The sequence below is a fragment of the Patiriisocius marinus genome, assembly GCF_008974325.1.
Classification (GTDB): Bacteria; Bacteroidota; Bacteroidia; order Flavobacteriales; family Flavobacteriaceae; genus Patiriisocius; species Patiriisocius marinus.
This window is the reverse complement of record NZ_BKCG01000001.1, coordinates 714,757-740,091: the sequence shown is the minus strand read 5'-3', so window position 1 is coordinate 740,091 and position 25,335 is coordinate 714,757. Positions and strand designations below refer to the sequence as shown.

The window sequence follows — 25,335 nt, the reverse complement described above, 5'->3', positions numbered from 1 at the left end:
ATTAACCCTTAAAAATCAACCTAATGAGTAAAAAAGCGATGTACTTACTTGGTATATTACTTACCATTTTAATAGGTACTTATTTTTATTGGAAACTTTGTTGCAATGAGTGTTGTAACGATGATGCCACTAAGGCTGGATCCAAAAAAGAGAAATCCCTAAATGAAAAAGTAAATTCCAAAGTTTCTACAGAAAAAGCCACTAGCAATGCTTTCGCACTTAGCGATGCTGAAAGTGGATTTGGATACAGTTCAAATGATAATTTTAATTTTGACACTAATGGCTTTGCCATTTTAGACCCAGTAGCAAGTTCTATTGATACTGGCCTAGTTAAATTGAAATCATTCCTAGATAGTAATGTTGATAAAACAATCGACATTACAGGACATTACACTTCTACAGAAACAAACAATTCAGCATATCCTAATTTAGGATTAGCACGAGCGAATGCTGTAAAAAATTATATGGTTTCTAACGGTATTAATTCTAGACAAATTAATACTATGAGTAACTTAAATGACACCTTAATTCCAGATGGAACAATTTACAAAGGTCCTGTTACCTATAGCTTTACTACAGTTACAGATGACTTAGCACAAAAGGCCGCAGATAATTTAGCTGCTATAAAAGTTAGGCTTAACGCAAGCCCATTAACACTGTACTTTAATACAGGAGAAGCTAGTATAGATTTAACGACAGAACAACGTCAAATAATAGCTGATCTTTCTAAATACTTAGATAAAGTGCCTTCAAGTAAGCTTTCTATTGTAGGTCATACAGATAATACAGGAAGTAGAGCTACAAATATTCAATTAGGGCAAGGTCGTGCAGATTTTGCTAAAAAATACTTCATAAATAATGGTATTTCAGAAGCTAAAATTGAAACAAGCTCAAGAGGACCAGATACTCCGGTAACAACAAATGATACTGAAATAGGACGATCAAAAAACAGAAGAACAGTAGTGTCTTTAAATTAAATACAAACTAATTAATCTTAAAATATAAAAATATGAACTGGTGTATATTAATTCCATTACTTGTAGGGCTCATTTGCGCACTATTAGGATATTTATTAGGAAAATTATTAAGTGGTGGTAGCGACAATCGCGATTCGGCTTCACTAAATAAATGGCGAGATAAAAATGCGCAATTAGAAGCAGACTTGGCAGCTTGTAAATCTAAACTTTCAGCAAGCATGGCAACAAAAGATGCGTCAAGTACTGGCTCAAGTACTGTAAAGACGGCGTCATCATTTGCAGGAGGTGCAGCGGCTAGTGCAGTAGTAGTTTCTGAAAGTGCTCCAAAGGAGGTAAGTCTTCCTTTTGATGCTGCGGCAGCAAAACTAGCTTTTGGAAAAAAGATTAAACAAGACGACTTAAAAGTTGTTGAAGGAATAGGTCCAAAAATATCAGAACTATTTATGAATGACGGAATAACAACTTGGAAAATGTTGGGTGAAGCTTCTGTTTCACGTTTAAAAGGAATCTTAGACGCTCAAGGAGAACGATACAAAGTTCATAACCCAGCAACGTGGCCTATGCAGTCTAAAATGGCTTACGAGGGAAAATGGGCTGAACTTAAAAAGTGGCAAGACGAACATGATTACGGAAAAAATTAAAAATCAATAATTAACTTTAAAAGCCACGTATTTACTAGCGTGGCTTTTTTCATGTTTATAGCGAAATATAGTATTGATTAAAACGTTATTTTACTATGAAACTTTCCTTATATATTATCGCTTTATTTCTCTTTATTAATTGTTCAAGTAATAATGAGGACCAGCAAGATCCAGTTAATTGCACTGAAGTTTTTGTGTCAGGTGTTCAAGTGCAAGTAAAAGACATAACTACCGGTGGAATTATTTCGAAAGGTATTTCAGTAACAATTGAAGATGGAACCTATTTAGAACAATTAGCTTTTAGCTTCGACACCTTTTTTGGTGCAGGTGAAAGAGCAGGAGACTATACAATTACTGCAATGGGAGATGAGTATATTTCTAAAACAGTTGGACCTATTGAAGTTACTGAAGACGAGTGCCATGTAATCCCTGTTTTAGTTGAAATTAATCTAACACCTAACTAGTTTCTTCCCTTCTCATTTGAATATAATTGATACAATGGATCACTTTGCCAGTATTCTTTAGTGCAAGTGTCCATAATTGTAATGGGTCCTTTAAAAGCTGCGCCAGTATCTACATTCCACACAGATGCATAGTTTACAGGAACTACTTCTCCTAATCGAGTAGTTGGTGTATGCCCAATAAAAATTTCTTTAAATATCTTTAAGCGCTTAGGATACCGCTCGTCATTTTCAGAAATGCTGGTGTCTAGCGAGCAAGCCATTTCCCAAAGGGTTCTATCCCAAAAAACCATATTAGAAAAAAACTCATTTTCAGGACCACCTTGGTTAGTAAAACCTGCGTGTACAAAAAGCCTGTTATCAGTATCAATATGATAATCCTCTAGTTGTTCTAAAAACAATAGATGTTCTTCTTTTTCTTTAGTTGAAACAGTTTCATAACTATTTAATGTAGCTGTACCACCGTGCTTAAGCCATAAAGGATTTAGGTCGTTATATTTTAAATAACGATGTACTAAGTAATCGTGGTTTCCGCGAATAAAAATACATTTAATAGTTTTTTGGAGATTAATTAAATAGCGTAGTACTGCAGCGCTTTCACTCCACCCATCACCATAATCTCCCACAAAAATAAGAGTGTCTTCTTCTGAAATATTCGCCCTTTCAATAACTTGCTCCAAGCCTTTTAAACCTCCGTGAATATCACCAATAACTAATGTTCTTTTCATTTTAAATTTCTTACTATGATAGTTGTATTTATTCGTTGTATTTAAGTTTTCTAAGGATTCTAACACTTTCTTTATATGAAATATAGACTGTTTTAAAAGGCTTCAAATAGTTTTTTGCAGCGAGTAATTTAGACAGTGCTTCATTAAAATCATTTAAATAACATATCAAATAAGTGGCTGGCAAATTTTTCAAATCTTTCATTTGCCTTTCGTTAAGCATAATCCCTTTTTCTAGTTTATCAATCAATGCATTATTAGAATTATAAACGTGATGCAATATTTTTTTATCATATTGAGGTGCTTTAAACAGTAATGTCGAATTAATGGTGTACAAACCATTTTCTTGAAATGTAATACGTACTTCTTCTAGTGGGTAAAATTTATTAGAATTATTTAAGCCCAATAAAACATACTCTGTAATGACAAATTGATCGTCAGTATAACTTATAGTTACTTCATCTAAAGTAGAATAGAATAAACGTACCTGCTCATTTATTAGTTCAATGTCTACACGGGAGTAATACGTTTGAGTTTTTACTTTCTTAGCAATTCCAGCCCAACAAACAACAAATAACTCTTTAAATACTTTATAGTGAGACTGTAAATCGTTGTGCCTGTTGTTTATGAAATCAATAACACCATCGAGCGTGTGTTCAATATTATTTTTAGCTTTATTTTCAATAGCTTTAACTATTTCGCTATTGACATCTTTTATTTCGATATCAAAATTTTTAGGCATAGAGATACTTCCATCTCTTAGAAAAATAGAACCTCCCCAATATTTCCAAATATTTTTCCGTAATGAAGTGATTTTTCCGTTTGGTCTAATGGTAACTAAGCCTACAACTTTATCTGGTGGTAGTGATGGAAACGCAACATTTTCATAAGTGACAATAGGGGCATTTGTAAGATAGGCGTTTATCAAATTTTGAATTTTACTGTCATCAAAAAAATCAACTCCATTAATCTCATTTGTTTCGTCCTCAACACCTATAACAATAAAACTATTGTTTGCGGGATTACTGTTGCTAAGTGCGCAAACGTGTTTCAAAAACTTCGCTTTTCCTTCTTTACTTCCTAAATCGATTTTACGCTTTTTATCATAAAAACTGCTTTCGTCATTATGCGCGAGCAAGTTTTTGATAAGAAGTCGTTTATTAATCATAGTTTAGTTTTTGTGGACTATAGTGGATGATGCTTGAGCAAGACACATAACAGTTAAATCTGCAATATTAACATGTGGCGGTCTAGTGATTGCAAAGTGAATAATTTCTGCTATATCTTCCGGTTGAAGTGGTGTGAAGTTTTGGTAAACTTTTTCTGCACGTTCCGTATCTCCTTTAAAACGAACTTCGCTAAAGGCAGTTTCTACAAGTCCAGGGTTAATTGCCCCTACTTTAATTCCTTTTCCATTAAGGTCTAGTCGCATTCCTTGATTTATAGCATCGACAGCGTGTTTACTTGCGCAGTAAACGTTTCCATTAGGATAGACCTCTTTACCTGCCGTTGAACCAATGTTAATAATATGGCCAGATTCACGTTTAATCATTCCTGGAATAACCGCTTTACTCACATATAAAAGTCCTTTTACATTTATATCCAGCATTGCATCCCAGTCATCAACATCTCCATTTTGAATAGCATCTAAACCGTGTGCATTGCCTGCATTATTAATTAAATAGTCAATAGTGCTAAATGCCTTTGGTAAATTTTGTAGTAATTTAAAAACCGTTTCTTTGTCTCTAACATCGAAAGCAAGGGTATGTACTTCTGTTATTTTTGAAAGGGAAGCAGCAATTTCTTTTAACTTTTCAGTTCTTCGCCCGCAAAGCACAAGGTTGATGTTTTTTTCAGCTAGTAATTGCGCCGTAGCTAGTCCTATTCCTGAAGTTGCACCTGTTATTAAAGCAGTATTTTTCATAGTTTCTTTCTGAAATTTTAAACATTATAACCATTGTTATTATATATGGCATGTAGTCAATCCTTAAAATTTTGGCGCTAAGCCAAAAGTATTTTAATAAGCTATAAATTTAGGAAATACTATTTTGTAAAATTCGTTAAATCTCTCCTAATACTGCCGTTAATTATCGTTAAGAAAAATCAATTAAGGTTACGGCTCAGTTAATTTTATTCCAGAATTTACTAATCAATGAAAAAGAAGTTATTTATAAGTGGATTAGTAGAATCCATTTTAAGAAGCACTATTATCCTTATTATTGTAGGGATGATAGTGTTTATCGCCAGCTAAGATACTTTTTAGAAGTATCTTTTTTTTTGATGAAAAGCGCGTGGTAGTTGCTTTTATATTCTTGCTTTTTTATTTCAACTTTTTTAATTTTACGCTTTAAACTAAAAAATTCGATTAATGCTGAAACGTCTTTGTGGAAGCCTCGTCTTTTACGCGCTATTTAACCTTAAATTAACAGCAATTTTTGCAATATTTGTAAATATTGCCGACTCTTTATATGGCAACTAAATTGCTGAAAACATTTTGACTATGGAACAAACAACAACGCCAATGGATATAGGCGCTTTAAATGAAAAGATTGAAAAGGAAAGTGCTTTTATAGACATCCTTACAATGGAAATGAATAAAGTAATTGTAGGTCAAAAACATATGATCGAGCGATTACTTATAGGTTTATTGGGAAGAGGACATATTTTATTAGAAGGTGTTCCGGGTCTTGCAAAAACCTTAGCGATTAATACATTGTCTAAAGCAGTACACGGATCATTTAGTCGTGTGCAGTTTACGCCAGATTTACTTCCTGCAGATGTTGTGGGAACACTAATCTATAATATGAAAGACAATGACTTTAGTATTAAAAAAGGTCCCATATTCGCAAACTTTGTTTTAGCAGATGAGATTAACCGTGCTCCAGCTAAGGTGCAATCGGCTTTGTTAGAGGCAATGCAAGAACGTCAAGTTACTATTGGTGATACTACATTTCAACTTGACAAACCATTTTTAGTAATGGCAACACAAAACCCTATAGAACAAGAGGGAACATATCCATTACCTGAAGCACAAGTGGATAGATTTATGTTAAAAGTGGTTATTAAATATCCTACAATTGAAGATGAACAGCACATTATTCGTCAAAATTTAAAGGGTAGTTTCGCGCAAATTAACCCAGTAGTTACAGTAGATCAAATACTCCGTGCACAGTCTGCTGTTAGAGAAGTATATATGGACGAAAAGATTGAGCGATATATTCTTGATATAATTTTTGCTACAAGAAATCCTGAAAACTATAAACTTCCAGAATTAAACGGTTTGATAAGTTTTGGAGCATCTCCAAGGGGATCAATTAACTTAGCAATGGCCGCAAAATGTTATGCATTTATTAAGCGAAGAGGATACGTAGTGCCAGAAGATGTTCGTGCGGTAGTACACGATATTCTAAGACATAGAATAGGAATCACTTACGAAGCAGAAGCCGAAAACATTACTAGTGAGGATATTATTAATAAAATTGTTAATGTAATTGAAGTGCCATAATTAATGGTAAGTAATCAATAACAATCAATAGATTTTAATAAAAAAACAAGAGCCTATTTTCTATAATGGAGTTAGGCTGAGGATGAGGAATGAGCACCACAAAAGAACTCTTAAAAAAAGTACGTAAAATCGAAATCAAAACGCGCCGTTTAAGCGACCACGTTTTTGGTGGAGAATACCATAGTACCTTTAAAGGGCGTGGAATGACCTTTAGCGAAGTTCGCCCTTATCAAATAGGTGATGATGTTCGAAACATTGACTGGAATGTTACGGCACGATACAATGAGCCTCACATAAAAGTATTTGAAGAAGAACGTGAACTTACTTTAATGTTAATGGCAGATATTTCTGGTTCGGAAATGTTTGGTACTGATAACCAATTCAAAAATGAGATTATTACCGAAATAGCTGCAACGTTAGCATTTTCGGCTTTGCAAAACAACGATAAAGTTGGGATCATTTTATTTACAGATCAAATTGAACTGTTTGTGCCTCCTAAAAAAGGAAAGTCACATATTTTAAGAATAATTCGCGAATTACTAGAGTTTACACCTCAAAGTAAAAAGACAGATATAGCCCAAGCATTAAAGTTTATGGCTAGTGTTGTTAAGAAAAAAGCAATCGTGTTTGTGATGTCAGATTTTATGGATGACAATTATCGTGATACATTAAAGATTGTTTCAGGAAAACATGATGTTACTGGTATTAGAGTCTATGATGCAAAAGAAGAAACAATACCAAATTTAGGAATGGTACAAATGCAAGATGAAGAAACCGGAGAGCACATGCTTGTTAATACGGGATCTAAAGCTGTACGTCGCAACTATGAAATTTACCATAAAGAGCGCACTGCATATTACCACGAAGCTTTTAGAAAATCTGGAGCAGGAAGCATAGATTGTCGTGTTGATGAAAGCTATGTAAAAAAGTTATTAGGATATTTTAAAAGAAGATAGAAGGAGTTATGATGTTCGATATACAACATACAATTACCCATAGAAATGCTAATGGGGCTAAGGTTTTACTAAAAAAATCACTCGTAGCCTTTGTTCTTGTTTTTACATCTCAGGTTCTTTTTGCTCAAGTAAAAACATCTATTGATACTACGTCAATTAAAATAGGTGAGGAACTCAAAATTCAGTTTGAAGTTGAAGCAGATTCTTTAGATTTAGTGGTTTTTCCTGACCAACAAACATTTTCTCCACTTGAGGTAATTGAAAGTTATGCTACTGACACAAGTTATGCCGCAAACAAAATTAGATACCGCAAACAATACGGGTTAACGCAATTTGATTCTGGGAGTTATACTATTCCGAGACAAAAAATAATATTCAATAACAAGTTTTATCTGTCAGATTCTATTAATGTTGAGGTTAGAGATGTTGTTGTTGATACTACAAAACAAAAGCTCTTTGATATAAAATCTTCAGTTGGGATTGAGAAACCACCATTCAATATTACAAAATTGTTGTATTGGTTAATTCCTATGTTAATTCTATTAGCAGTTATCGGGTTTTTAGCATTTCAGCGTAAGAAAAAAAGGGCGCAAATGGAGATTATTTTACCTCCATATGAAGAAGCTATCGTGGCGTTAAAGGAGTTAGACAATTCAGAATATTTACTTAAAAATGACTCTAAAGAATATTATTCATTACTTACTGAAATTGTAAAAAGATACTTAGATAGGGAAGTGGATGATGCTGCTCAGGAAAGCACTACCGATGAGTTAATTGAGCGACTTCAGATGCATAAAAAGGCTGGTCATTTCGATTTTGAAAATGAAGATATTAAACGATTAGATGCAATTCTGAAACGTGCCGATTTAATAAAATTTGCTAGAATGCAGCAATCTTCAGGACAAGCTGAAGCAGATAGAACAGCCGTTGAAGAAATAATAAATCACACACACGAAGCTATTCCAGAACCAACCGAAGAAGAGTTGCTACAAGATGAGTTGTACCGCGAGGAACAACTTAAGAAACAAAAACGTAAAAAAATTATTATAGGAGTTGTCACTGGATTATCTGTAGGTGTTATGGTATTAGCTGCAAATATTGCGCTCAATGGTTTACAAGCTACCACAGATAGTATTGTTAGTTTCTTTGGAGGAAGCGAAACAATGAAGCAAAAACTTGAAGGTCGCTGGTTTAAAAGTGATTATGGGGCACCAAGTATCATCATTGAAACACCTGATGTTTTAGTGAGAACAGCACTCCCTATTTCCGATGAAACAAAGCAGATCATTGATAACATTAGTTATTTTGAGTCAGGAGAAATAGGCGACGATTTTTATGTTGCTGTAACAGTTACAAACTATAATGAAGAAGCGATGCAAGGTCAGGAACACGATCTTGAGGTTTCTTTAGAAGGTGCTTTAAGAGCAATTGAGGCACGAGGAGGAATGAATATGATTGTTAAGAAAGAAGAATTTACTTCAGAAAAAGGAGTAAAAGGTCTCAAAGCTTACGGCGATTTCAATTACAAATTACCTAACGGAAAAATTAAAGAAAGTAAAGTTGGCTATCAAGTAATATTATTTGCTCAAGGATCAGCATTACAGATGGTGACACTTGTGTACAATCAAGACAAAGAATATGCTAATCAAATTAAAGATCGAATAATAAACTCGATTGCAGTTGAAATAGCCGAAAACAAACAAAAACCACAAAATGCTCAGTAATTTCGAATTTGTACATCCACAGTGGTTCTGGCTATTTTTGTTAGTGCCATTACTCGCGGTATGGTATTTTTTCAAGCGAAACAAGCAAACAGCTTCGCTTAAAATATCAAGCACAAAAGGTTTTAAAGCAAGAGGCAATTGGCTAGCTAAATTGCGACCATTGATGTTTATATTACGATTATTAGCCCTTTCAGCAATAATTGTGGCGCTTTCAAGACCTAGAACTGTTGACGAAACTACAAGAACAGTAAGCAATAAAGGTATTGATATTGTAATGGCTATTGATGTTTCAGCAAGTATGCTAGCACGAGATTTAAAACCTAATAGGCTTGAAGCCTTAAAAGAAGTAGCCGCTCGTTTTATTCGTGATCGTGTGACTGACAGAATAGGACTTGTAGAATATGCTGGTGAAAGTTTTACAAAAACACCATTAACGAGTGACAAAAACATTGTCCTTTCGTCTTTAAAAAGTATCACGTACAATACCATTATTGAAGGTGGTACTGCAATAGGTTCTGGTCTTGCTACAGCTGTAAATAGATTAAAAGAAAGTAGAGCTAAAAGCAAAGTGATTATACTATTGACTGATGGTGTAAACAACACGGGTTTTATAGACCCTAAAATAGCAAGTGAGTTAGCCGTAGAGTTTGGTATAAAAGTATATACCATTGGGTTGGGAACAAATGGAATGGCGCAGAGCCCTATTGGGATTAGACCAGACGGTGGATTTCAATACGGAATGCAAAAAGTAGAAATAGACGAATCTTTATTAAAAGAAATTGCCAAAACCACTAACGGAAAGTACTTTAGAGCAACAAGTAACACTAAACTTGAAGCAATTTATAAAGAAATAAACGACCTTGAAAAAACAGATATTGAAGAATTTAAATATACTAACTATAATGAGCTTTTTCGTCCGTGGGTGCTTTTAGCATTAGGACTTTTAGGAATCGAACTTTTATTGCGATACACGCTTTTTAGAAGTTTCGTTTAATTAGAAATTGATAAGTAAAGTGGTTTTTTAAACCCTCTTTTCACACTTTTAGAATACTGAATAATGTACCAATTTGAACAACCCATTTACTTTTATGTACTGCTCGCCATACCGGTGTTGTTTCTGTTATTTGTAATGTTGATGCTTTGGAAAAAGCGTACACAACGTAAATTTGCAGAGGCTAAAATGCTACAAGTTTTGGCGCCAAATCAGTCTACATTTAAAAATGTATTGAAATTTATTGTCATTGCATTAGCGCTTACTTGTATGAGTTTTGCGCTCGTAAACCCTAAAGTAGGCACTAAATTAGAAACGGTAAAGCGTGAAGGAGTAGATGTTGTTTTTGCACTTGATGTTTCTAAAAGTATGCTTGCAGAGGATATCGCGCCTAATAGATTAGAAAAGTCTAAACAATTAGTTTCTCAAATTATCAATGGCTTAGCCGGAGATCGAATAGGGATTATTGGGTATGCAGGTAGCGCATTTCCACAAGTACCAATTACAACCGATTTTTCATCAGCTCGTTTATTTTTAAGCGGAATGAATACTGATATGGTTTCATCTCAAGGTACAGCGATGAACGAAGCAATACAAATGGCCGAAACCTATTATAACGATATCGACCAAAAAAACCGCGTGCTTTTTATAATAAGCGACGGTGAAGATCACGAAGGAGATTATCAAAGCATAGCAGCGCAAGCGCTTGAAAAAGGCATTAAAATTTATACTATTGGCGTTGGGACTGAAAAAGGTAGTAATATCCCAATTAAAAGAAACGGTAGAACACTTTCGTTTAAAAAAGATCAAAACGGACAGACTGTAATTACACGATTAAACGAAGCGTCTTTAAAGGATATTGCCGAAGCTGCAGATGGCGAGTATATCAATGGTTCAAACACTAAAGAAGTTGTTGAGGCAGTGAAAAGAATCCTTGGCGGAATGGATAAAAAAGAATTTGATGCGAAACAGTTTTCAGACTTTAAAGATCAGTTTCAGTGGTTTTTAGCTGGGGCATTATTTTTGCTGTTAATAGATATCTTTTTACTTGAGCGTAAAACCGCTTGGCTTACAAAGTTGAATTTATTTAATCAAAAACAAGCACATGAATAAGTCGCAACAGCAATATATTTCGGCGTATTTCTTCGGAAATTTGACAGCTTCACAAATATTATTTTGTTTGGTAATTGTTCTATGTGTGCTATTTCCGAAGCATACAAACGCGCAAACAACTAAAGAAGTTAAAGTATCTGAAGAGGCAAAGAAAGAACTTTTAGAAGTGCAAACGTATTTAAGTGAAGCTTCCGAAGCTATTACTAATGATAAATTTGTTGAAGGAGAAGCGGACTACCGTAAAGCGATTTCTATCAATGAAAAAGAATCAACAGGAAACTATAATTTAGGAACTGCGTACTACAAAAACAACCTAAAAGCTGAATCCCTCGATAGGTTTAAAAAAGCAGCATTAACAGCAACAGAGAAACCAGAAAGGCATAGAGCATTCCATAATTTAGGAAACGCGTTGATGGATAAAAAGGATTACGCAGGAGCCGTTGATGCGTATAAAAATGCATTGCGTAATAACCCAACAGATGATGAAACTAGATACAACCTTGCGGTAGCGAAAGATTTGTTAGAGAAAAATCCACCAGAAGGCGGAGGAGGCGATGATGAAAATGAAGATGAAAATAATGATGATCAGGATAAAAAAGAGCAACAAGACCAAAAGGATAAAGAAGATAAAAAGGACGGCGAGGACGGAAAAGATAAAGATGAGCAAGACAAGGGAGACGAAAAGGATAAGGATAAAGAAGGTGACAATGAAGATAAAGGAAAGCCGGAGGAACCTAAGGATGATAATCAAGAAAAACAGGGAGATGAGCCACAGCAGCAACAGCCTGTTCCTGGAAAACTGTCACCTCAAGAAGTGAAAAACTTGCTTGAATCTATGAACAACGAAGAGAAGAAAGTACAAGATAAAATCAATGCTCAAAAACAAAAAGGAGCTAAGGTAAAGAGTGAAAAAGATTGGTAACATGTTACAAATAAAACACATAGTATTTTTAGTGGTTTTTGTATTGGGAGCATTAACAGCGCAGGCCCAAGTAACATTCACTGCTAAAGTTAGTAAAACGAAACTTGGAATTAATGAGCGTTTGCGTGTTGATTTTGAAATGAACGCAGACGGCGATAATTTTAATCCTCCAGCTTTTGAAGACTTTAGGGTTGTAGGTGGTCCTAATCAGGCTATTAGCAATTCGTATATAAATGGTAAAAGGAGCTATTCTAAAACGTACTCTTATTTTATTGCACCACTTCGAAAAGGAACATTAAAAATAGGACAAGCCGAAATTATTGTTGATGGACAGACGTACAAAACAATACCTACTTCAGTAGAGGTTGTAAATGCGGTGAAAACTCCCACAGAAGGAAATAATGCGGAGTTTGTGGCAGAGGACAATGTGCATTTAGTTGCTGAGGTTTCAAATTCAAACCCCTATTTAAATGAACGAATAACAGTTACTTATAAGCTTTATGTTTCTAAAGATGTAAGTATCACGAGTAGATGGAGAGAGTTAGCGACACCACGTTATGCTGATTTTTGGAGTAAAAATATAGATGCTACAGATCAATTTAAAACGCTAGAAGGAAAATACAAAGGAGAGGATTACCGCTATGTAATTTTGAGAACTACAGTACTATATCCTCAAAAAACAGGTGAACTAGATATTGAACCATTAACCTTAGATATTCCTATTGATGTACCTAGCACTAAGCGTACTATTTTTGGTGGTAGATTATCAACACGAATAAATAAAACTATATCAGCAGGTAGTCGTACTATAAATGTAAAGCCATTGCCTTTTGAAGGGAAGCCAGATAATTTTGGTGGTGCTGTTGGGGAGTTTCAATTTAATGTAACAGCTTCAAAAACCACATTAGATGCTAATGAATCGTTAGATTTAACAACTACAGTTACAGGTAATGGTAATTTAATGACTTTAACTTTGCCTACTGTAACAACGCCTAGTACCTTAGAAATGTACGAACCAGAGCGAACTGAAAATATTAGAACAAGAGCTTCAGGAATTAGTGGTTCTATTTCTGAAACATATGCTATAGTACCACAGTACAAAGGACAATACCCAATTAGACCTATTGAGTTTTCTTACTTTAATCCTAAAACCGAAACATACGAAAGTATCACTTCTCAGGAGTTAGTTATAAATGTGGAAAACGGACCTATAACTGAAGCTGCAGATTCAACAGTGGATGAAAACGGAAATATTGGTAAAGCTATAGTGTTATCACAGGATGACTTTAAATATTTGAAATTAGATGGAGATTTAAGTGCAATAGAAACAACATCATTTTTTAAATCAACAACTTTTTGGGCATTAGTGGGAGGACCACTTTTATTAATTCCATTATTGATTCTTGTTGGTAAAAAGCGCGATTCACGTAAAGCAGATGTTCAAGGAACCAAATTGCGTAAAGCGAATAAAATGGCTCGTAAATATCTTGCTGCTGCTAAGAAGCAAATGGGTAACCAAACCTTGTTTTACGAATCTTTAGAACGATCATTACATAATTATTTGAAAGCTTCCTTACAAATCGAAACAAGCGAAATGAGTAAAGAGCACATAGAACTATTACTTGTAAATAAAGGAGTTGAAAATACTGCGGTGTCTAATTTTGTTTCTCTTTTAAAGAGTTGTGAATTTGCACGATATACTCCTAGCTCTAATGTGACAATACAACAAGATTATGATAAAGCGGTTTCGACTATATCAACTATTGACAAACAACTTAAATAAGGAGCAGATGAGACAGATATGCTATTTAATTTTGTTTTTTTCGATGTCAATTTTTGGGCAGAATGACGCCTTATTTGAGAAAGGGAAAGAACAATACAAAACAGAACAATATGCAGATGCAATTGTAAGCTGGAAAAAAATATTAGATGCTGGTGAGCACAGCGAAGCAGTTTATTTTAATTTAGGTAATGCTTATTATAAGTTAAATAAAATTGGTCCAAGTATCTATTATTACGAAAAAGCACTACAATTAGACCCTGATGATAAAGATGTATTAACAAACCTTGCATTTGCTGAAAATGCACGAATTGATGCTATTGAGCCTCTTCCAAAGACAATTTTTTCTAAGTGGTACGCATCAATAGCAAATCTATTTACTTTTGACGGGTGGGCTAAGCTTGCAATTTTATTTATATTTCTTTTTGTTATATCATTTCTGCTTTATTATTTTGGAACTATTGAACGAAGAAAGAGAAGTTTCTTTATAGCTTCGATGATGTCTGTTTTCTTATTTTGTGGTGCATTAACACTTGCTTACTTAACAAGTGCAGATGTTGAAAAAGACGTACCAGCTATTATTTTTACTGAAAGTGTAGAAATTAAATCAGCTCCTAAAATGAATAGTGCTACAGCCTTTATCCTACACGAAGGAACTAAAGTTCAAGTTGAGGCATTAGACGGTGATTGGTTGAAAATTGTAATCGCTGATGGAAAAGATGGTTGGATTCCTGCAACAGATTTAAAAAAGTTGTAGTATATTAATACTTCGTTAACACACTTTGTGTTGATAAAAAGTATTTTTACAATTAACTAACAACTAAAGCCATTGCAGTTTAAAAGCATTTTCTTTTTATCCCTTTTTCTACTGTCCATTATTGGTCCAGTTGGCGCGAGCCTTTTAGTTGAAAACAGCGATTTTTTCGCTATACTAATTAACGAAGAGGATCAATCGGAAGATTGTGAAGTTTATATTTCAGATAAAAACACACCAACTAATAATTCCGAATACACGAGTAATTTTAAGTTAGCACTTATAGAGGAATCTTGGAATTTTTCTGAAAAGCATTTGTTTTGGAATTCTATTTATTCTGAAACGTTCTATCCTCCTCCAGAGCTTATTTAGTTCTATTTTCCCCATTTTAATGTGTACTGTTATATAGTAATTTGAAGCAATTCGCTTCAATATAACGTGTTTTCAAAATTTAATATAAGTCTATGTTTAAAAATATTTTTACAAATTTACGTGGTAACCTTTTTGGTGGAATAACAGCGGGAATTGTTGCTTTACCCCTTGCACTTGCATTTGGTGTTCAATCTGGATTAGGGCCAAGTGCGGGTCTTTACGGAGCAATAATGATAGGTTTTTTCGCATCACTTTTTGGTGGTACGAGCACACAAATTTCTGGGCCAACTGCTCCTATGACTGCCGTTTCTATGGTGGTAATTGCAGGAATTGTAGCAGCTAATGATGGGAATGTTGAGCAAGCATTACCATTTATACTATTAGTATTTCTATTAGCAGGCTTGTTCCAAATATGTTTAGGACTTCTTGGTCTCGGTAAATATATTAAGTATATACCGTATCCTGTTGTTTCAGGTTTTATGACTGCAATTGGTGTTATTATTTTGGTAACTCAAATTCTACCAATGCTTGGGTATTATACTGCTGATGATAAGGAATTTATATCAGAATTTAAACCTCAAGCGGAGGAAGTTTTATTGGATAAAATATTAAAAGATGAAGCCGGTGAAGGGATATTGGTTCTTGAAGATTTCAAAGAAACCGTTGCACGAGCTGAACAAATTACTACAGACGAGATTGATGCAGAAGCAACAATTTTAGCTAAAACTGCTGGTTCAGGAGTTTTGGGAGCTATTAAGTCGTTACCAAGAGCATTAAATAATATTAATTGGTTAGAGCTTGTATTAGCACTTTCAACCATAATTATCATATTTGGATTTAAGAAAATCACTACTAAAATCCCAAGTACTTTAGTCGCGTTGCTCTTAGTTTCGGTTACTGCTTATTTACTTCAAATGCAAGGATATATTTCATATAAACCTATACAAGAAATACCTTTCGGTTTCCCAGAATTCAACGTTGGAATATTTAGCAATTTTGACCTTAGTGTGATATCTCCTTATATATTTACAGCATTAACTTTGGCTTTTTTAGGAGCTATCGATTCATTATTGACTTCAGTTGTTGCAGACAATATGACTAAAACTAAGCACAACCCTAATCAAGAATTAGTTGGTCAAGGTATTGGTAATACTGTTGCTTCTTTATTTGGAGGTTTACCTGGAGCTGGTGCAACTATTAGAACCGTTGTAAATATCAATAGTGGTGGTACTACTAAGTTATCAGGAATGGTAGCTTCAATAGTACTTTTAATAATCACGTTATTATTAGCTCCAGTTGCATCACAAATTCCAGCAGCAGTTTTAGCAGGTATATTAATTACCGTTGGTATTGGGGTGATGGATTATAAGGGCTTAAAAGCTATCCCTAAAATGCCTCGTAGTGAGGTGATAATTATGGTGGTTGTATTATTGCTTTCTGTATTTTGGAATTTAGTTTATGCCGTAGGTATTGGATTAGTTTTAGCTTCATTAATCTTTATGAAGAAAATAGGTGATTCTACAGCAAGTAGATCTAAAGTAGTCCCTCTAGTAAAAGCGGACGAGTTAGAATTACCTTGGAACGATGAAAATTTATTTCCTAAAAAGCTAAAAGAAGAAGTGTTTATTAAACGTATGGCTGGGCCATTGTTTTTTGGAAATACAAGCGACTTCCAAGCCTTGTCAATGCAAATTCCAGATACTGCAACACATTTGATTATTAGAATGGGTAAAGTGCCTTATATGGATCAATCTGGGCTTTATGTAATGGAAGATTTAGTCTTGCGTTTAAAACAAAATGGCGTTAAAGTATTGCTTGTAGGATTGATGGAACAACCTAAAGTAATGATGGAGAGTATTGATATTATTCCAGATTTAATACCAGCACATAAAATATTTAAAACCTTTAAAGAGTCAATGCTTTATATTGATAAAAATGTAGAAGACGTAATTTAAACTTTATTCTTTAAGTAAATAAAAAGACCTGCAATTTGCGGGTCTTTTTATTATTGTATATTTTAATTTTATTCCTCTATAATAGTATCATTTTCAACAGGAGTTTCTTCCTCATCTTCTACAGTGCCCTCATCTTTATCACTACTTCTAAAAGTATCAACTTGTTCGAGAATATTTGGCAACAATAAAGGAGCAAGCATAGCAACAGGCTCATATAGAATAGAATTTTCCTTTTTCTCTTCGGAAATTATCAAGCCACTAAAATTTTTAGAAGCATTCACAAACATAAAAATTACGCTAATAATGAAGGCCATTTTCAAGGCGCTAAATACGCCGCCTAAAAGTTTGTTAATTAAGCCTAATGCAGCAAAATCGGCTATTTTAGTAAGTGCTTTCCCCACAAGTGAGACAACTAATAAAATTATTAGAAATGTAATTGCAAATGCAGCTAGATTGATTGTCGCCTCTGCCCAGTCGGTTTTTGCAACCAAATAGTTTGCAGCAAAATGTGAAAAATGAATAGCGCCAAAAACTCCTGCGATGAGCCCAATTAAAGAGGCGAGTGTTGCAAAAAGTCCTTTAGTTAGTCCTTTATAAAAAGCGAAAATTAGAATTATTCCTAATACAATATCAATTAGATTCATTTTTTGAAAATTTCAGAAATTAAAAAAAGAACGTTGGGGGCTCTTTTCATTATAAAGCGCAATTTAATAAATAATGAATCATTCAATCTCTATGTCAAGGTATTCTTATTATTACGTGTTTGATTTCAATATCTTTGTAATGAAATAATAACACACTATTTGATGTGAGATTTTCTTACAATCAAATTCAAAATATAAGAGATGCCGAATGTTTTCGGTTTCTCAAAACAACAAAATGGCAAGAGACGAACAATTAAAACAGCGTTGGGAAGAATTAGTAAAGATGCTAAGCAATAAATTTGCTGATGGCGACACTCTAGATTTGGATGCAATAATTTATTTAATAGGGCTACAGGAATTAGGGCAACTAAACCGAAAGTTTAAAAAAGACGAAAAATTAAACCTAATGCACATTGCTATATGTAGATTGTTAGAGCCTTTTGGCTATTACGAATTCGAGTTTTTTGATGAAGAAGGTTGGCCACACTATAAAATATTAGAACAACTTCCACCTTTAAAAGCAGGTGAGCAAAGTGTGTTAATGAAAGATGCAATTGTTCAATATTTTCTTGAAAAAGAAGTAATCTCATAAGCTAACGCTAAAACCTTCAAACTAAATTGACCATTATTACAGAAGTAAACCGCATTAACTAATTATTCAAACCACATTTTCCTACAGTTTGATTAATTTTGCAGATTGAATTAAGTTCCCTTTAGAGGATATATTATGATCGATAAGATAAAAGAACATATTGCAGAAGTAGCTTCATTTACAAGCACAGATACAACAGAAATAGAAAATTTCCGAATTAAATATTTGGGGCAAAAAGGATTGTTGAAAGAGTTTTTCGCTGCCTTTAAAGAAGTGCCTAACGAAGATAAAAAGGAATTTGGACAGGTTGTAAATACACTTAAAAATACAGCACAAGACAAAGTAAATGCTTTGAAAGAAGCAATGGAGTCTAGTGCTGAAACTGCAGGAGTTTATGGTGATTTGAGTAGGCCTGGAGCACCTATTGAAATTGGTTCTCGTCACCCAATATCGCTAGTAAAAAATAAGATTACTCAAATATTCTCTAGAATTGGTTTTAACGTAAGTGAAGGTCCAGAAATCGAAGACGATTGGCATAATTTTACGGCCTTAAACTTACCAGAATATCACCCAGCACGTGATATGCAAGACACCTTTTTTATTCAAACAGATCCAGATGTACTTTTACGCACACATACAAGTTCTGTGCAGGTACGTTATATGGAAGATAATCAACCACCTATACGTACAATCTCGCCAGGACGTGTTTTCAGAAATGAAGCAATCTCTGCTCGTGCACACTGTTTCTTTCACCAGGTTGAAGGACTTTACGTTGATAAGGACGTAAGTTTTGCAGACTTAAAACAAACGTTGCAGTATTTTACTACTGAAATGTTCGGGAAATCTAAAATTAGACTACGCCCATCATACTTTCCATTTACTGAACCAAGTGCTGAGGTAGATGTTTACTGGGGTCTAGAAACTGAAATTGATCACAAAATTACTAAAGGTACAGGTTGGTTAGAAATAATGGGCTGTGGTATGGTTGACCCTAATGTTCTAAAAAACTGTGGAATTGATCCTGAAATTTATAGTGGTTTCGCCTTTGGAATGGGGATTGACAGAATAGCAATGCTTTTACACCAAGTACCAGATATTAGAATGTTAAGTGAAAATGATATTCGCTTTTTAGAGCAATTCAAATCTTCATTTTAATTCTTTCAGCTTTTAATTTTCAGACAAGTTTCGTTTATTAATATTTCAGCTTAAAAATGAGAAAAGATATAGACATTCCAGAAGTAAAAGACGTTTACATTGCAGCGGTATATGAGTTTAACGAAGATTACAATACCCACGACTGGAATGTGTACATTATTAATGATGGAAAAACCATTATTGAAACGGTATTAATTGTTGCACAAGGTTATGACGAAAAACAAATGACGTCGCCAATGCGAAAAACAATAACTATAATTCCTGCTAAGGGATTTGCTAAAATTGAATATATCGACGAAAGTGTTTTTAAGCTAGATAATTTTTTCACTGTTACTTTCTTTAGAGGTAATAAAATGTACGATAAGCGTTTTGAATTACCTCGCCATTCAATTGTTGAAGATAACGTTGTAGACTTACCTACAATGCCAAACAAAGGGGTTTTAGCTAGATAGTTAGTTTTGTTTCCATCGTTATTTATAAATTAAGACCCGCAAATATTTTACTTAATAACCTAACTATCAATTAGTTGCATTTTTAGGGTTGTCTTGTGCTTCATATGCTATTTTTCAAGGCAAAATTTAAATGGTACTTTTAGTTTGTAGGATTTCTAACAAACCATAAGGCCATTGAAATTTAAGTTACTTTTTATTTTTGTTATAGTTTTTTGTTCGTCAATACTACACGCGCAAGAATATAGTGGTGCCTATTTAGAGTCGAAATCTTACGACTATTTATCCCTACTATTTGATCAAAAAATACGTGATACAGCAACAGCTACTCAAATAGCACGAGCTAAAATTTCTAAAGCTAGACGAGAACAAGATTTTACGCAAATAGGAATGGGCTATGAGCAATTAGCTAGGGTTTCTAAAAAAGAAGTGGCTCTTATAATGCTAGATAGTACAATACATTACGCTATTAATAGTAGTCATCCAGATTTACCAGCAAAAGGGTATTTGTATAAATCCTACATAGAGTTTTTTAATGAGCAGTATGTGTCGAGTTTGCGCAATGCAATTCTTGGATATAATTCTGCAAAGCAAAAAGAGAATGTAGAACAGCAAATAGCAGCTCTTAACAGTATATCTGCAGTCAACAAACTATGGGGGAATTATGAGAAAAGTATTGAGACTGATTTTTTAACGTTAGATCTGTTGAAAAACTCACCATCGCTAGATGTTAAGTATTATCTCGTAGCGCTTAAAAATATAGGGCTTGGTTATGTTCGTTTAAAGGAACCAGATAAAGCGTTACATTATTATAAGATAGGGATTGATGCGGCTTTAAAAGTAAATGATAGTGTTTCATATTATGAATTTGTTTCTCAAACTACAGCACCATTACTTTTAAAAAATAGAGTACGTTCTGCAAAAGATAGTTTGATTAAAGGAGATAATTATCGCGATTATTTTAGCCCTGGGTATATGTATTATTACAATCTCAATCTTGGTAAATACTATATTCGTATTGGTGATAAAGCTCGTGGTATTAGATTTTTGAAAAAACTAGATGAAGAGTATACTCAAACTAAATTAGTGCAGCCAGAGCTCTCTGAGGTATATGAAATTTTAATTGATCATTATCGTGAGGATACCAATACAAAAAAGCAGATAGGTTATTTAAACAAGTTGATTGAAGTTAATGATTTAATTAATTCTAAAAAGCAAAAAATAAAATCAGAAACTAATGAAGGCTTTATTATCCCAAAGTTAGTGGAAGATAAAGAGGTTGAATTAGATACTCTTAAGGAGAAAAATGAAATAGATAAAACCCGAATGTGGTGGGCTATTGCGTCGTTATGTTTAATTGTGTTTATATTGGCATTAATTTATTCACGTCAACTAGTATATAGAAAGCGTTTTGAACAATTAGTTAAAAATCAAAAGGCAGATCCTAAAAAGGCTGAGGTTACTGCTAAAAAAAGTGATATATCAGCAGCAATAATTGAGTCCATTTTATCTCAATTAGAAGTGTTTGAGAGTGAGAAAAAATATAGAGATAAAAGTATTACATTAAATAAAGCTGCAAAATCGTTTGGTACAAATTCTACGTATTTGTCTAAAGTGATTAACCTTGAAAAGGATAAGAATTTTTCACAGTATTTAAACGATTTACGTGTCGATTTTGCAATGAATGAAATCAACAACAATCCTCGATTTAGAAAGTATACCATTAAAGCTATTGCAGAAGAAAGCGGTTTTAAAAGTGGTGAGTCATTTTCTAAGGCATTCTACAAAATCTATAAAATTTATCCTAGTTACTATTTAAAGAAACTTGAGAAAACAAAAGACTAATTTGGCCTATAGATTTAGTCTAATTTGTCAGTAAGTTTAGCAATAATCTTTTTTGGGTCTTTTCCTTCGTAAAGTATTGCATATATAGCGTTTACAATAGGTGTTTTAGCTTTTTTCTTGCCTTTAGCTTGGTTGAGTTCATAAGCACTTTTAGTGGCGTAATATCCTTCTGCAACCATGTTCATTTCCATTTGCGCGCTCTTAACGGTGTATCCTTTCCCTATCATATTTCCGAAGAGCCTATTTCGGCTAAAAACGGAATACCCTGTCACCAATAAATCACCCAAATAAGCTGAGTCATTTATATCGCGTTTCATTTTGTGGACTTTCTTTACATACCGTTTCATTTCTCGTATTGCATTGCTCATCAATACACTTTGAAAATTATCACCATAGCCTAAGCCGTGTGCAATACCTGCAGCAATTGCATAAATATTTTTCAACATTGCTGCATATTCAGTTCCAATTACATCATCACTTATATTGCATTTAATATAATCGCAGCTTAAGTTGTCGCAAACTACTTGTGCCTTTGCCTCGTCTGCACAAGCAATAGTAAGGTAGGACAAGCGCTCTAAAGCAACTTCTTCAGCGTGACAAGGGCCTGAGATTACACCAATATCTGCAAAAGGAACATTTAAATGCGTATTAAAGTGATCACCAACAATTAAGCTAGTTTCTGGAACAATACCTTTAATTGCTGAAAATATAATCTTGTTTTCTAATGAGGCAGTTAAGTTTTTTAATGCACTAAATATAAAAGCTGAAGGGATAACAAAAATTAGATAATCAGCATATTCCACCATTTCATTGATGTCATTACTAAGTTTTAATTGTTCAGGTTTAAACTCTACAGCACTTAAATAATTGGGATTGTGTTGTTCTTTTTTTATATGATCAATAGCGCTAGTATTGCGCATGTACCATCCTACTTCAGTTTGATTTTCGCATAACATCTTTACGATAGCTGTTGCCCAACTTCCTCCACCAAAAACTGCAAACTTAGGTTTATCACTCATATTATATTAAATTATCGTATGTCAAATGTACTTAAAAAACAAAGATTTTGGTAGTCTTAAAATAGGACGATTTAAATAGATTTTAGTTCCGAAATGTGCCTTTAAAATTAATTTTAGCTATTAAAAACAACGTAATATTTCGGAATAAAACACTGAATACTAGCTTTTTATGATTTTGGCATAGTTTGTGAAAATTCAGAAGTATAATTTTAAAAGGATGACTTATGAAAACGACAAAACTATTTTTAGCACTGAGCTTTATAGCAATACTTTTTACTAGTTGTTATACTGAAACAGTAATTGTTGAGGAATCTAACATAACGCCACCAGCAATAACATTAAATCAAGTATTAAATACGTATGATTTATGGTATGTTGATATAAACCGTTCTCAAGGGAGTGGGTATATTCCTTTTATGCAAATAGCTTTTACAGTTTCGTTTAATAATGGTACGTTTCACGCAAACAATAATCTTGTTGGCATAGGTGATCAAGGTTATGGTTATGGAATTGACGTAGGTGTTTATAATACTGGGAATTTTGTTCTTGATGTTACTCACGACATAGATGGATTTAGCCGTTTTGAAGTTACCCAGCGTAGCGCTAATGAAATTGAATTATACAATTATGCGAACGATGTATCATATATTCTAGTTGGTTACCAGCGTAATACCTTTGATTATAATGCATTATTTTATGATAACATTCATTATTTTCTACAAGAATATACTACTTGGGAAAAGGTGTTTACAAGTCAAGAAGGAGCGATTAATGAATTTGACAATGAAAATTTTGTTGCTTTTTTACCCGGTGGAGGAGATGGTAATTTTAGAAGCTCTCAGGATCAAAATGGTTCAAATATTAATAATATTTATTGGGATTATACAGGGATATACAATGTTGATGATGTTCCGGGAACACAGTATCTAAAATATTTAACTTTAGATTATGATTTTTTAGGCAATGAATATTTTGAACTGAGCGTTATTGATGATAATACTATTTCATTTTACCACCCAAGTTCTGGAACAACGTATGAGTTTTTAGGCAGAGGATATATCCAGTATAAAAAACCAGGAGAAGGTAAATTACGTAAGTCTAATAAAGAGATTGCTAAGACTATGACAAAGATTAGTAAATTTTAAATTTGGCACGATATATGAAATATATAATATAGAAAGACTTTAAGTTTTTTTGGTTGGTTAGTTTGAAACCGTCTCTTCGCTTCTTGTGATGTAGACGGTTTCTTTGTTAAAACAACGTATTAATAAAATTTAGATTTATATTTAATCCAAGTCTTACCGCATCATAAAAGTTACTACCAAAACCTCTTCCTAAGCGAATCTCATAATTTATTATTGAATTAAATCTTGTTCTAAGTGTAGACCTCAAAACTTTGGGCTTGTCTCCATCATCAATATACCCTTTATACCCTCCGTAAGAAGTTGTGAAACTGAATTTTTTAAAGTTTAAATCAACACCAGCACCATATAAGATGGCGTCATTTTGTCTAAAATCTGTACGGTTTGTTTGATACACATAAAAACCTGCCATAGCAAAAGGTCTAATAGATTCTAGTACACTAGTATTTGTAGTAATGTCTTTCCCTAGTGAAAGATCGAAAATATACCCTGGTGCATCAGTATATCTAGCACTTTCCGTATTTGTTCCAGAAGCGGTTTTTAAGTCGATTGATAATAAGATATCTGGCAGACTGTTTTTGTCTTTTAAGATCTGAATATGCGTACCTACATAGATATCTCCACCAGCATTACCGGAAGCTGTTCCATTGGTAATGTTTCGTATTTCTAAAGTTTCACTATCAAGGGTATAATATTCTGCAGGAACCACACTTAATACTAAGGCAACTTTGTTTGAAACAACTGGAATAGAAAGCTCTATAAAGGCATTTTGAGTGTCATCTCCTTTACTAGTGTGATTTTCGTAAGCAATTTTAAGATTAAAATCTTTAGCTAATTTTCCCGTCTTAATTTCTGGAATTGGTAGTGCATTAGGACCTAATGTTGCTGGAGCTATTATTGCACGTTGTGCAAATAAGTTAGTAGAAAATAAACACATTAAGCAGATAAGTATTTGAAGATTTACTTGCTTTATATTGAAGAAAGTTTTGTTATCAATAATACTCATTATATGCTATGTATAAAGTTGTTTACTACTTATAGAAATTCATTTCGTCAAGATACTCCCATACATTTTGTGGTAGCATTGGCTTAATGTTTTTATCATCTTTAATGCTCTTTCTAATAAATGTTGAAGATATTTCCATTATAGGAGCAGGCACTTTTATAATTTTTTCGTGACCTTCAAACTGTGTTTCTATTTTACCTTCGCTAACCCGAGGATAGACGTAAATAGAATACCTTTCTAATATAACCTCGTAATTTTTCCACTTGTGAAGGCTTTTTAAATTGTCTTCACCCATAATTAAACAAAAGTCTAAATCAGGATGTTTTTCTTCTAAAACAGCTAAAGTATTTACGGTATAATTAGGTTGTGGAAGATCGAATTCAACTTTACTAGATTTGATTTTTGGATAATCCTGCAACGCTAAATCTACCATGGCAATTCGATGATGATTGTCTAAAAGGCTGCTTTTCTTTTTATGAGGATTATGAGGTGTTACAACCATCCATATTTGATCGAGATCACTAAATTCTACCATATAATTTGCAATCGTTAAATGCCCAATATGAATAGGGTTAAACGTTCCAAAATACAGACCTATTTTCATAAA

At 33.6% G+C, this 25,335-nt stretch carries 25 protein-coding genes; 18 read left to right on the top strand and 7 right to left on the bottom strand.

The window, feature by feature from the left end; genetic code table 11:
* Nucleotides 1-23: 23 nt before the first annotated feature.
* The 3 genes from GBH57_RS03235 to GBH57_RS03225 all read left to right on the top strand — a co-directional run bounded on the left by GBH57_RS03235 (nt 24) and on the right by GBH57_RS03225 (nt 2,082).
* Nucleotides 24-977 (top strand): OmpA family protein, encoded by a 954-nt coding sequence (locus tag GBH57_RS03235; protein ID WP_151672611.1) that lies wholly within the window; start codon nt 24-26, stop codon nt 975-977.
* A gap of 32 nt (nt 978-1,009) precedes the next feature.
* Nucleotides 1,010-1,618 (top strand): hypothetical protein, encoded by a 609-nt coding sequence (locus tag GBH57_RS03230; protein ID WP_151672610.1) that lies wholly within the window; start codon nt 1,010-1,012, stop codon nt 1,616-1,618.
* 95 nt (nt 1,619-1,713) lie between these two features.
* Nucleotides 1,714-2,082, top strand: a complete 369-nt coding sequence (locus GBH57_RS03225) for a hypothetical protein (protein WP_151672609.1) — start codon at nt 1,714-1,716, stop codon at nt 2,080-2,082.
* On the opposite strand, the gene GBH57_RS03220 is transcribed toward GBH57_RS03225, so the two are convergent.
* Genes GBH57_RS03220 through GBH57_RS03210 form a run of 3 tightly spaced genes read right to left on the bottom strand, consistent with a single transcriptional unit; the run spans nt 2,079 to nt 4,728 of the window.
* Nucleotides 2,079-2,807, bottom strand: a complete 729-nt coding sequence (locus tag GBH57_RS03220) for a metallophosphoesterase (protein ID WP_151672608.1) — start codon at nt 2,805-2,807, stop codon at nt 2,079-2,081. The genes GBH57_RS03225 and GBH57_RS03220 overlap by 4 nt on opposite strands.
* 28 nt (nt 2,808-2,835) lie before the next feature.
* The gene (locus GBH57_RS03215) at nt 2,836-3,972 is read right to left on the bottom strand and encodes an ATP-binding protein (RefSeq protein WP_151672607.1); all 1,137 of its coding nucleotides are present in this window, start codon (nt 3,970-3,972) and stop codon (nt 2,836-2,838) included.
* Between the two features lie 3 nt (nt 3,973-3,975).
* Complete coding sequence (locus GBH57_RS03210) at nt 3,976-4,728, bottom strand: SDR family NAD(P)-dependent oxidoreductase (RefSeq protein WP_151672606.1); 753 nt, start codon at nt 4,726-4,728, stop codon at nt 3,976-3,978.
* Nucleotides 4,729-5,304: 576 nt separating this feature from the next.
* Between GBH57_RS03210 and GBH57_RS03205 the strand changes: the two genes are divergently transcribed.
* From GBH57_RS03205 to GBH57_RS03160, 10 genes are all read left to right on the top strand, one after another.
* Nucleotides 5,305-6,309: an AAA family ATPase gene (locus GBH57_RS03205; RefSeq protein ID WP_151672605.1), complete on the top strand. Its 1,005-nt coding sequence runs from the start codon at nt 5,305-5,307 to the stop codon at nt 6,307-6,309.
* A gap of 89 nt (nt 6,310-6,398) precedes the next feature.
* On the top strand, nt 6,399-7,265 hold the full coding sequence (locus GBH57_RS03200; protein ID WP_151672604.1) for a DUF58 domain-containing protein: 867 nt from the start codon (nt 6,399-6,401) through the stop codon (nt 7,263-7,265).
* 8 nt (nt 7,266-7,273) lie between these two features.
* On the top strand, nt 7,274-8,989 hold the full coding sequence (locus GBH57_RS03195; RefSeq protein WP_161596058.1) for a BatD family protein: 1,716 nt from the start codon (nt 7,274-7,276) through the stop codon (nt 8,987-8,989).
* A complete protein-coding gene (locus GBH57_RS03190) occupies nt 8,979-9,983 on the top strand; it encodes a vWA domain-containing protein (RefSeq protein WP_151672602.1) in 1,005 nt (334 codons plus the stop codon). The genes GBH57_RS03195 and GBH57_RS03190 overlap by 11 nt, the downstream gene beginning before the upstream one ends.
* A gap of 63 nt (nt 9,984-10,046) precedes the next feature.
* Nucleotides 10,047-11,093: a VWA domain-containing protein gene (locus GBH57_RS03185; protein ID WP_151672601.1), complete on the top strand. Its 1,047-nt coding sequence runs from the start codon at nt 10,047-10,049 to the stop codon at nt 11,091-11,093.
* Nucleotides 11,086-12,015, top strand: a complete 930-nt coding sequence (locus GBH57_RS03180) for a tetratricopeptide repeat protein (protein WP_151672600.1) — start codon at nt 11,086-11,088, stop codon at nt 12,013-12,015. Before GBH57_RS03185 ends, GBH57_RS03180 begins: the two co-directional genes overlap by 8 nt.
* A 1-nt stretch (nt 12,016) precedes the next feature.
* Nucleotides 12,017-13,798 (top strand): BatD family protein, encoded by a 1,782-nt coding sequence (locus GBH57_RS03175; protein ID WP_151672599.1) that lies wholly within the window; start codon nt 12,017-12,019, stop codon nt 13,796-13,798.
* A 7-nt stretch (nt 13,799-13,805) separates the two neighbouring features.
* Nucleotides 13,806-14,552: a tetratricopeptide repeat protein gene (locus GBH57_RS03170; RefSeq protein WP_151672598.1), complete on the top strand. Its 747-nt coding sequence runs from the start codon at nt 13,806-13,808 to the stop codon at nt 14,550-14,552.
* A gap of 72 nt (nt 14,553-14,624) precedes the next feature.
* Nucleotides 14,625-14,921, top strand: a complete 297-nt coding sequence (locus tag GBH57_RS03165; protein ID WP_151672597.1) for a hypothetical protein — start codon at nt 14,625-14,627, stop codon at nt 14,919-14,921.
* A gap of 92 nt (nt 14,922-15,013) precedes the next feature.
* Nucleotides 15,014-16,876, top strand: coding sequence for a SulP family inorganic anion transporter (locus GBH57_RS03160; protein WP_151672596.1), 1,863 nt, complete (start codon nt 15,014-15,016; stop codon nt 16,874-16,876).
* Between the two features lie 68 nt (nt 16,877-16,944).
* On the opposite strand, the gene GBH57_RS03155 is transcribed toward GBH57_RS03160, so the two are convergent.
* Nucleotides 16,945-17,520, bottom strand: coding sequence for a CvpA family protein (locus GBH57_RS03155; RefSeq protein ID WP_151672595.1), 576 nt, complete (start codon nt 17,518-17,520; stop codon nt 16,945-16,947).
* A gap of 235 nt (nt 17,521-17,755) precedes the next feature.
* Between GBH57_RS03155 and GBH57_RS03150 the strand changes: the two genes are divergently transcribed.
* The 4 genes from GBH57_RS03150 to GBH57_RS03135 all read left to right on the top strand — a co-directional run bounded on the left by GBH57_RS03150 (nt 17,756) and on the right by GBH57_RS03135 (nt 21,561).
* The gene (locus tag GBH57_RS03150; RefSeq protein ID WP_151672594.1) at nt 17,756-18,112 is read left to right on the top strand and encodes a hypothetical protein; all 357 of its coding nucleotides are present in this window, start codon (nt 17,756-17,758) and stop codon (nt 18,110-18,112) included.
* 135 nt (nt 18,113-18,247) lie between these two features.
* Nucleotides 18,248-19,267 (top strand): phenylalanine--tRNA ligase subunit alpha, encoded by a 1,020-nt coding sequence (gene pheS, locus GBH57_RS03145; protein WP_151672593.1) that lies wholly within the window; start codon nt 18,248-18,250, stop codon nt 19,265-19,267.
* A gap of 56 nt (nt 19,268-19,323) precedes the next feature.
* A complete protein-coding gene (locus GBH57_RS03140) occupies nt 19,324-19,719 on the top strand; it encodes a hypothetical protein (RefSeq protein ID WP_151672592.1) in 396 nt (131 codons plus the stop codon).
* A gap of 174 nt (nt 19,720-19,893) precedes the next feature.
* Nucleotides 19,894-21,561, top strand: a complete 1,668-nt coding sequence (locus GBH57_RS03135) for a helix-turn-helix domain-containing protein (protein ID WP_151672591.1) — start codon at nt 19,894-19,896, stop codon at nt 21,559-21,561.
* Between the two features lie 14 nt (nt 21,562-21,575).
* Here GBH57_RS03135 and GBH57_RS03130 read toward each other — a convergent pair whose 3' ends face one another.
* A complete protein-coding gene (locus GBH57_RS03130) occupies nt 21,576-22,580 on the bottom strand; it encodes an NAD(P)H-dependent glycerol-3-phosphate dehydrogenase (RefSeq protein ID WP_151672590.1) in 1,005 nt (334 codons plus the stop codon).
* A 224-nt stretch (nt 22,581-22,804) separates the two neighbouring features.
* On the opposite strand from GBH57_RS03130, the gene GBH57_RS03125 reads away from it, so the two are divergent.
* Nucleotides 22,805-23,725: a nicotinic acid mononucleotide adenyltransferase gene (locus tag GBH57_RS03125; protein ID WP_151672589.1), complete on the top strand. Its 921-nt coding sequence runs from the start codon at nt 22,805-22,807 to the stop codon at nt 23,723-23,725.
* Between the two features lie 106 nt (nt 23,726-23,831).
* Here the strand turns inward: GBH57_RS03125 and GBH57_RS03120 are convergent, their stop codons facing one another.
* Entirely contained in the window at nt 23,832-24,728 is an 897-nt protein-coding gene (locus tag GBH57_RS03120) for a hypothetical protein (RefSeq protein WP_151672588.1), read from the bottom strand.
* A 25-nt stretch (nt 24,729-24,753) separates the two neighbouring features.
* A complete protein-coding gene (gene nadD / locus GBH57_RS03115; protein WP_151672587.1) occupies nt 24,754-25,332 on the bottom strand; it encodes a nicotinate (nicotinamide) nucleotide adenylyltransferase in 579 nt (192 codons plus the stop codon).
* Nucleotides 25,333-25,335 lie beyond the last annotated feature (3 nt).

Bases quoted from the DNA above. Each gene is read 5' to 3' on its own strand.
- GBH57_RS03235 (WP_151672611.1), top strand. From the start codon at position 24: ATGAGTAAAAAAGCGATGTACTTACTTGGTATATTACTTACCATTTTA.
- GBH57_RS03230 (WP_151672610.1), top strand. From the start codon at position 1,010: ATGAACTGGTGTATATTAATTCCATTACTTGTAGGGCTCATTTGCGCA.
- GBH57_RS03225 (WP_151672609.1), top strand. From the start codon at position 1,714: ATGAAACTTTCCTTATATATTATCGCTTTATTTCTCTTTATTAATTGT.
- GBH57_RS03220 (WP_151672608.1), bottom strand. From the start codon at position 2,807: ATGAAAAGAACATTAGTTATTGGTGATATTCACGGAGGTTTAAAAGGC.
- GBH57_RS03215 (WP_151672607.1), bottom strand. From the start codon at position 3,972: ATGATTAATAAACGACTTCTTATCAAAAACTTGCTCGCGCATAATGAC.
- GBH57_RS03210 (WP_151672606.1), bottom strand. From the start codon at position 4,728: ATGAAAAATACTGCTTTAATAACAGGTGCAACTTCAGGAATAGGACTA.
- GBH57_RS03205 (WP_151672605.1), top strand. From the start codon at position 5,305: ATGGAACAAACAACAACGCCAATGGATATAGGCGCTTTAAATGAAAAG.
- GBH57_RS03200 (WP_151672604.1), top strand. From the start codon at position 6,399: ATGAGCACCACAAAAGAACTCTTAAAAAAAGTACGTAAAATCGAAATC.
- GBH57_RS03195 (WP_161596058.1), top strand. From the start codon at position 7,274: ATGATGTTCGATATACAACATACAATTACCCATAGAAATGCTAATGGG.
- GBH57_RS03190 (WP_151672602.1), top strand. From the start codon at position 8,979: ATGCTCAGTAATTTCGAATTTGTACATCCACAGTGGTTCTGGCTATTT.
- GBH57_RS03185 (WP_151672601.1), top strand. From the start codon at position 10,047: ATGTACCAATTTGAACAACCCATTTACTTTTATGTACTGCTCGCCATA.
- GBH57_RS03180 (WP_151672600.1), top strand. From the start codon at position 11,086: ATGAATAAGTCGCAACAGCAATATATTTCGGCGTATTTCTTCGGAAAT.
- GBH57_RS03175 (WP_151672599.1), top strand. From the start codon at position 12,017: ATGTTACAAATAAAACACATAGTATTTTTAGTGGTTTTTGTATTGGGA.
- GBH57_RS03170 (WP_151672598.1), top strand. From the start codon at position 13,806: ATGAGACAGATATGCTATTTAATTTTGTTTTTTTCGATGTCAATTTTT.
- GBH57_RS03160 (WP_151672596.1), top strand. From the start codon at position 15,014: ATGTTTAAAAATATTTTTACAAATTTACGTGGTAACCTTTTTGGTGGA.
- GBH57_RS03155 (WP_151672595.1), bottom strand. From the start codon at position 17,520: ATGAATCTAATTGATATTGTATTAGGAATAATTCTAATTTTCGCTTTT.
- GBH57_RS03150 (WP_151672594.1), top strand. From the start codon at position 17,756: ATGGCAAGAGACGAACAATTAAAACAGCGTTGGGAAGAATTAGTAAAG.
- pheS (WP_151672593.1), top strand. From the start codon at position 18,248: ATGATCGATAAGATAAAAGAACATATTGCAGAAGTAGCTTCATTTACA.
- GBH57_RS03140 (WP_151672592.1), top strand. From the start codon at position 19,324: ATGAGAAAAGATATAGACATTCCAGAAGTAAAAGACGTTTACATTGCA.
- GBH57_RS03130 (WP_151672590.1), bottom strand. From the start codon at position 22,580: ATGAGTGATAAACCTAAGTTTGCAGTTTTTGGTGGAGGAAGTTGGGCA.
- GBH57_RS03125 (WP_151672589.1), top strand. From the start codon at position 22,805: ATGAAAACGACAAAACTATTTTTAGCACTGAGCTTTATAGCAATACTT.
- GBH57_RS03120 (WP_151672588.1), bottom strand. From the start codon at position 24,728: ATGAGTATTATTGATAACAAAACTTTCTTCAATATAAAGCAAGTAAAT.
- nadD (WP_151672587.1), bottom strand. From the start codon at position 25,332: ATGAAAATAGGTCTGTATTTTGGAACGTTTAACCCTATTCATATTGGG.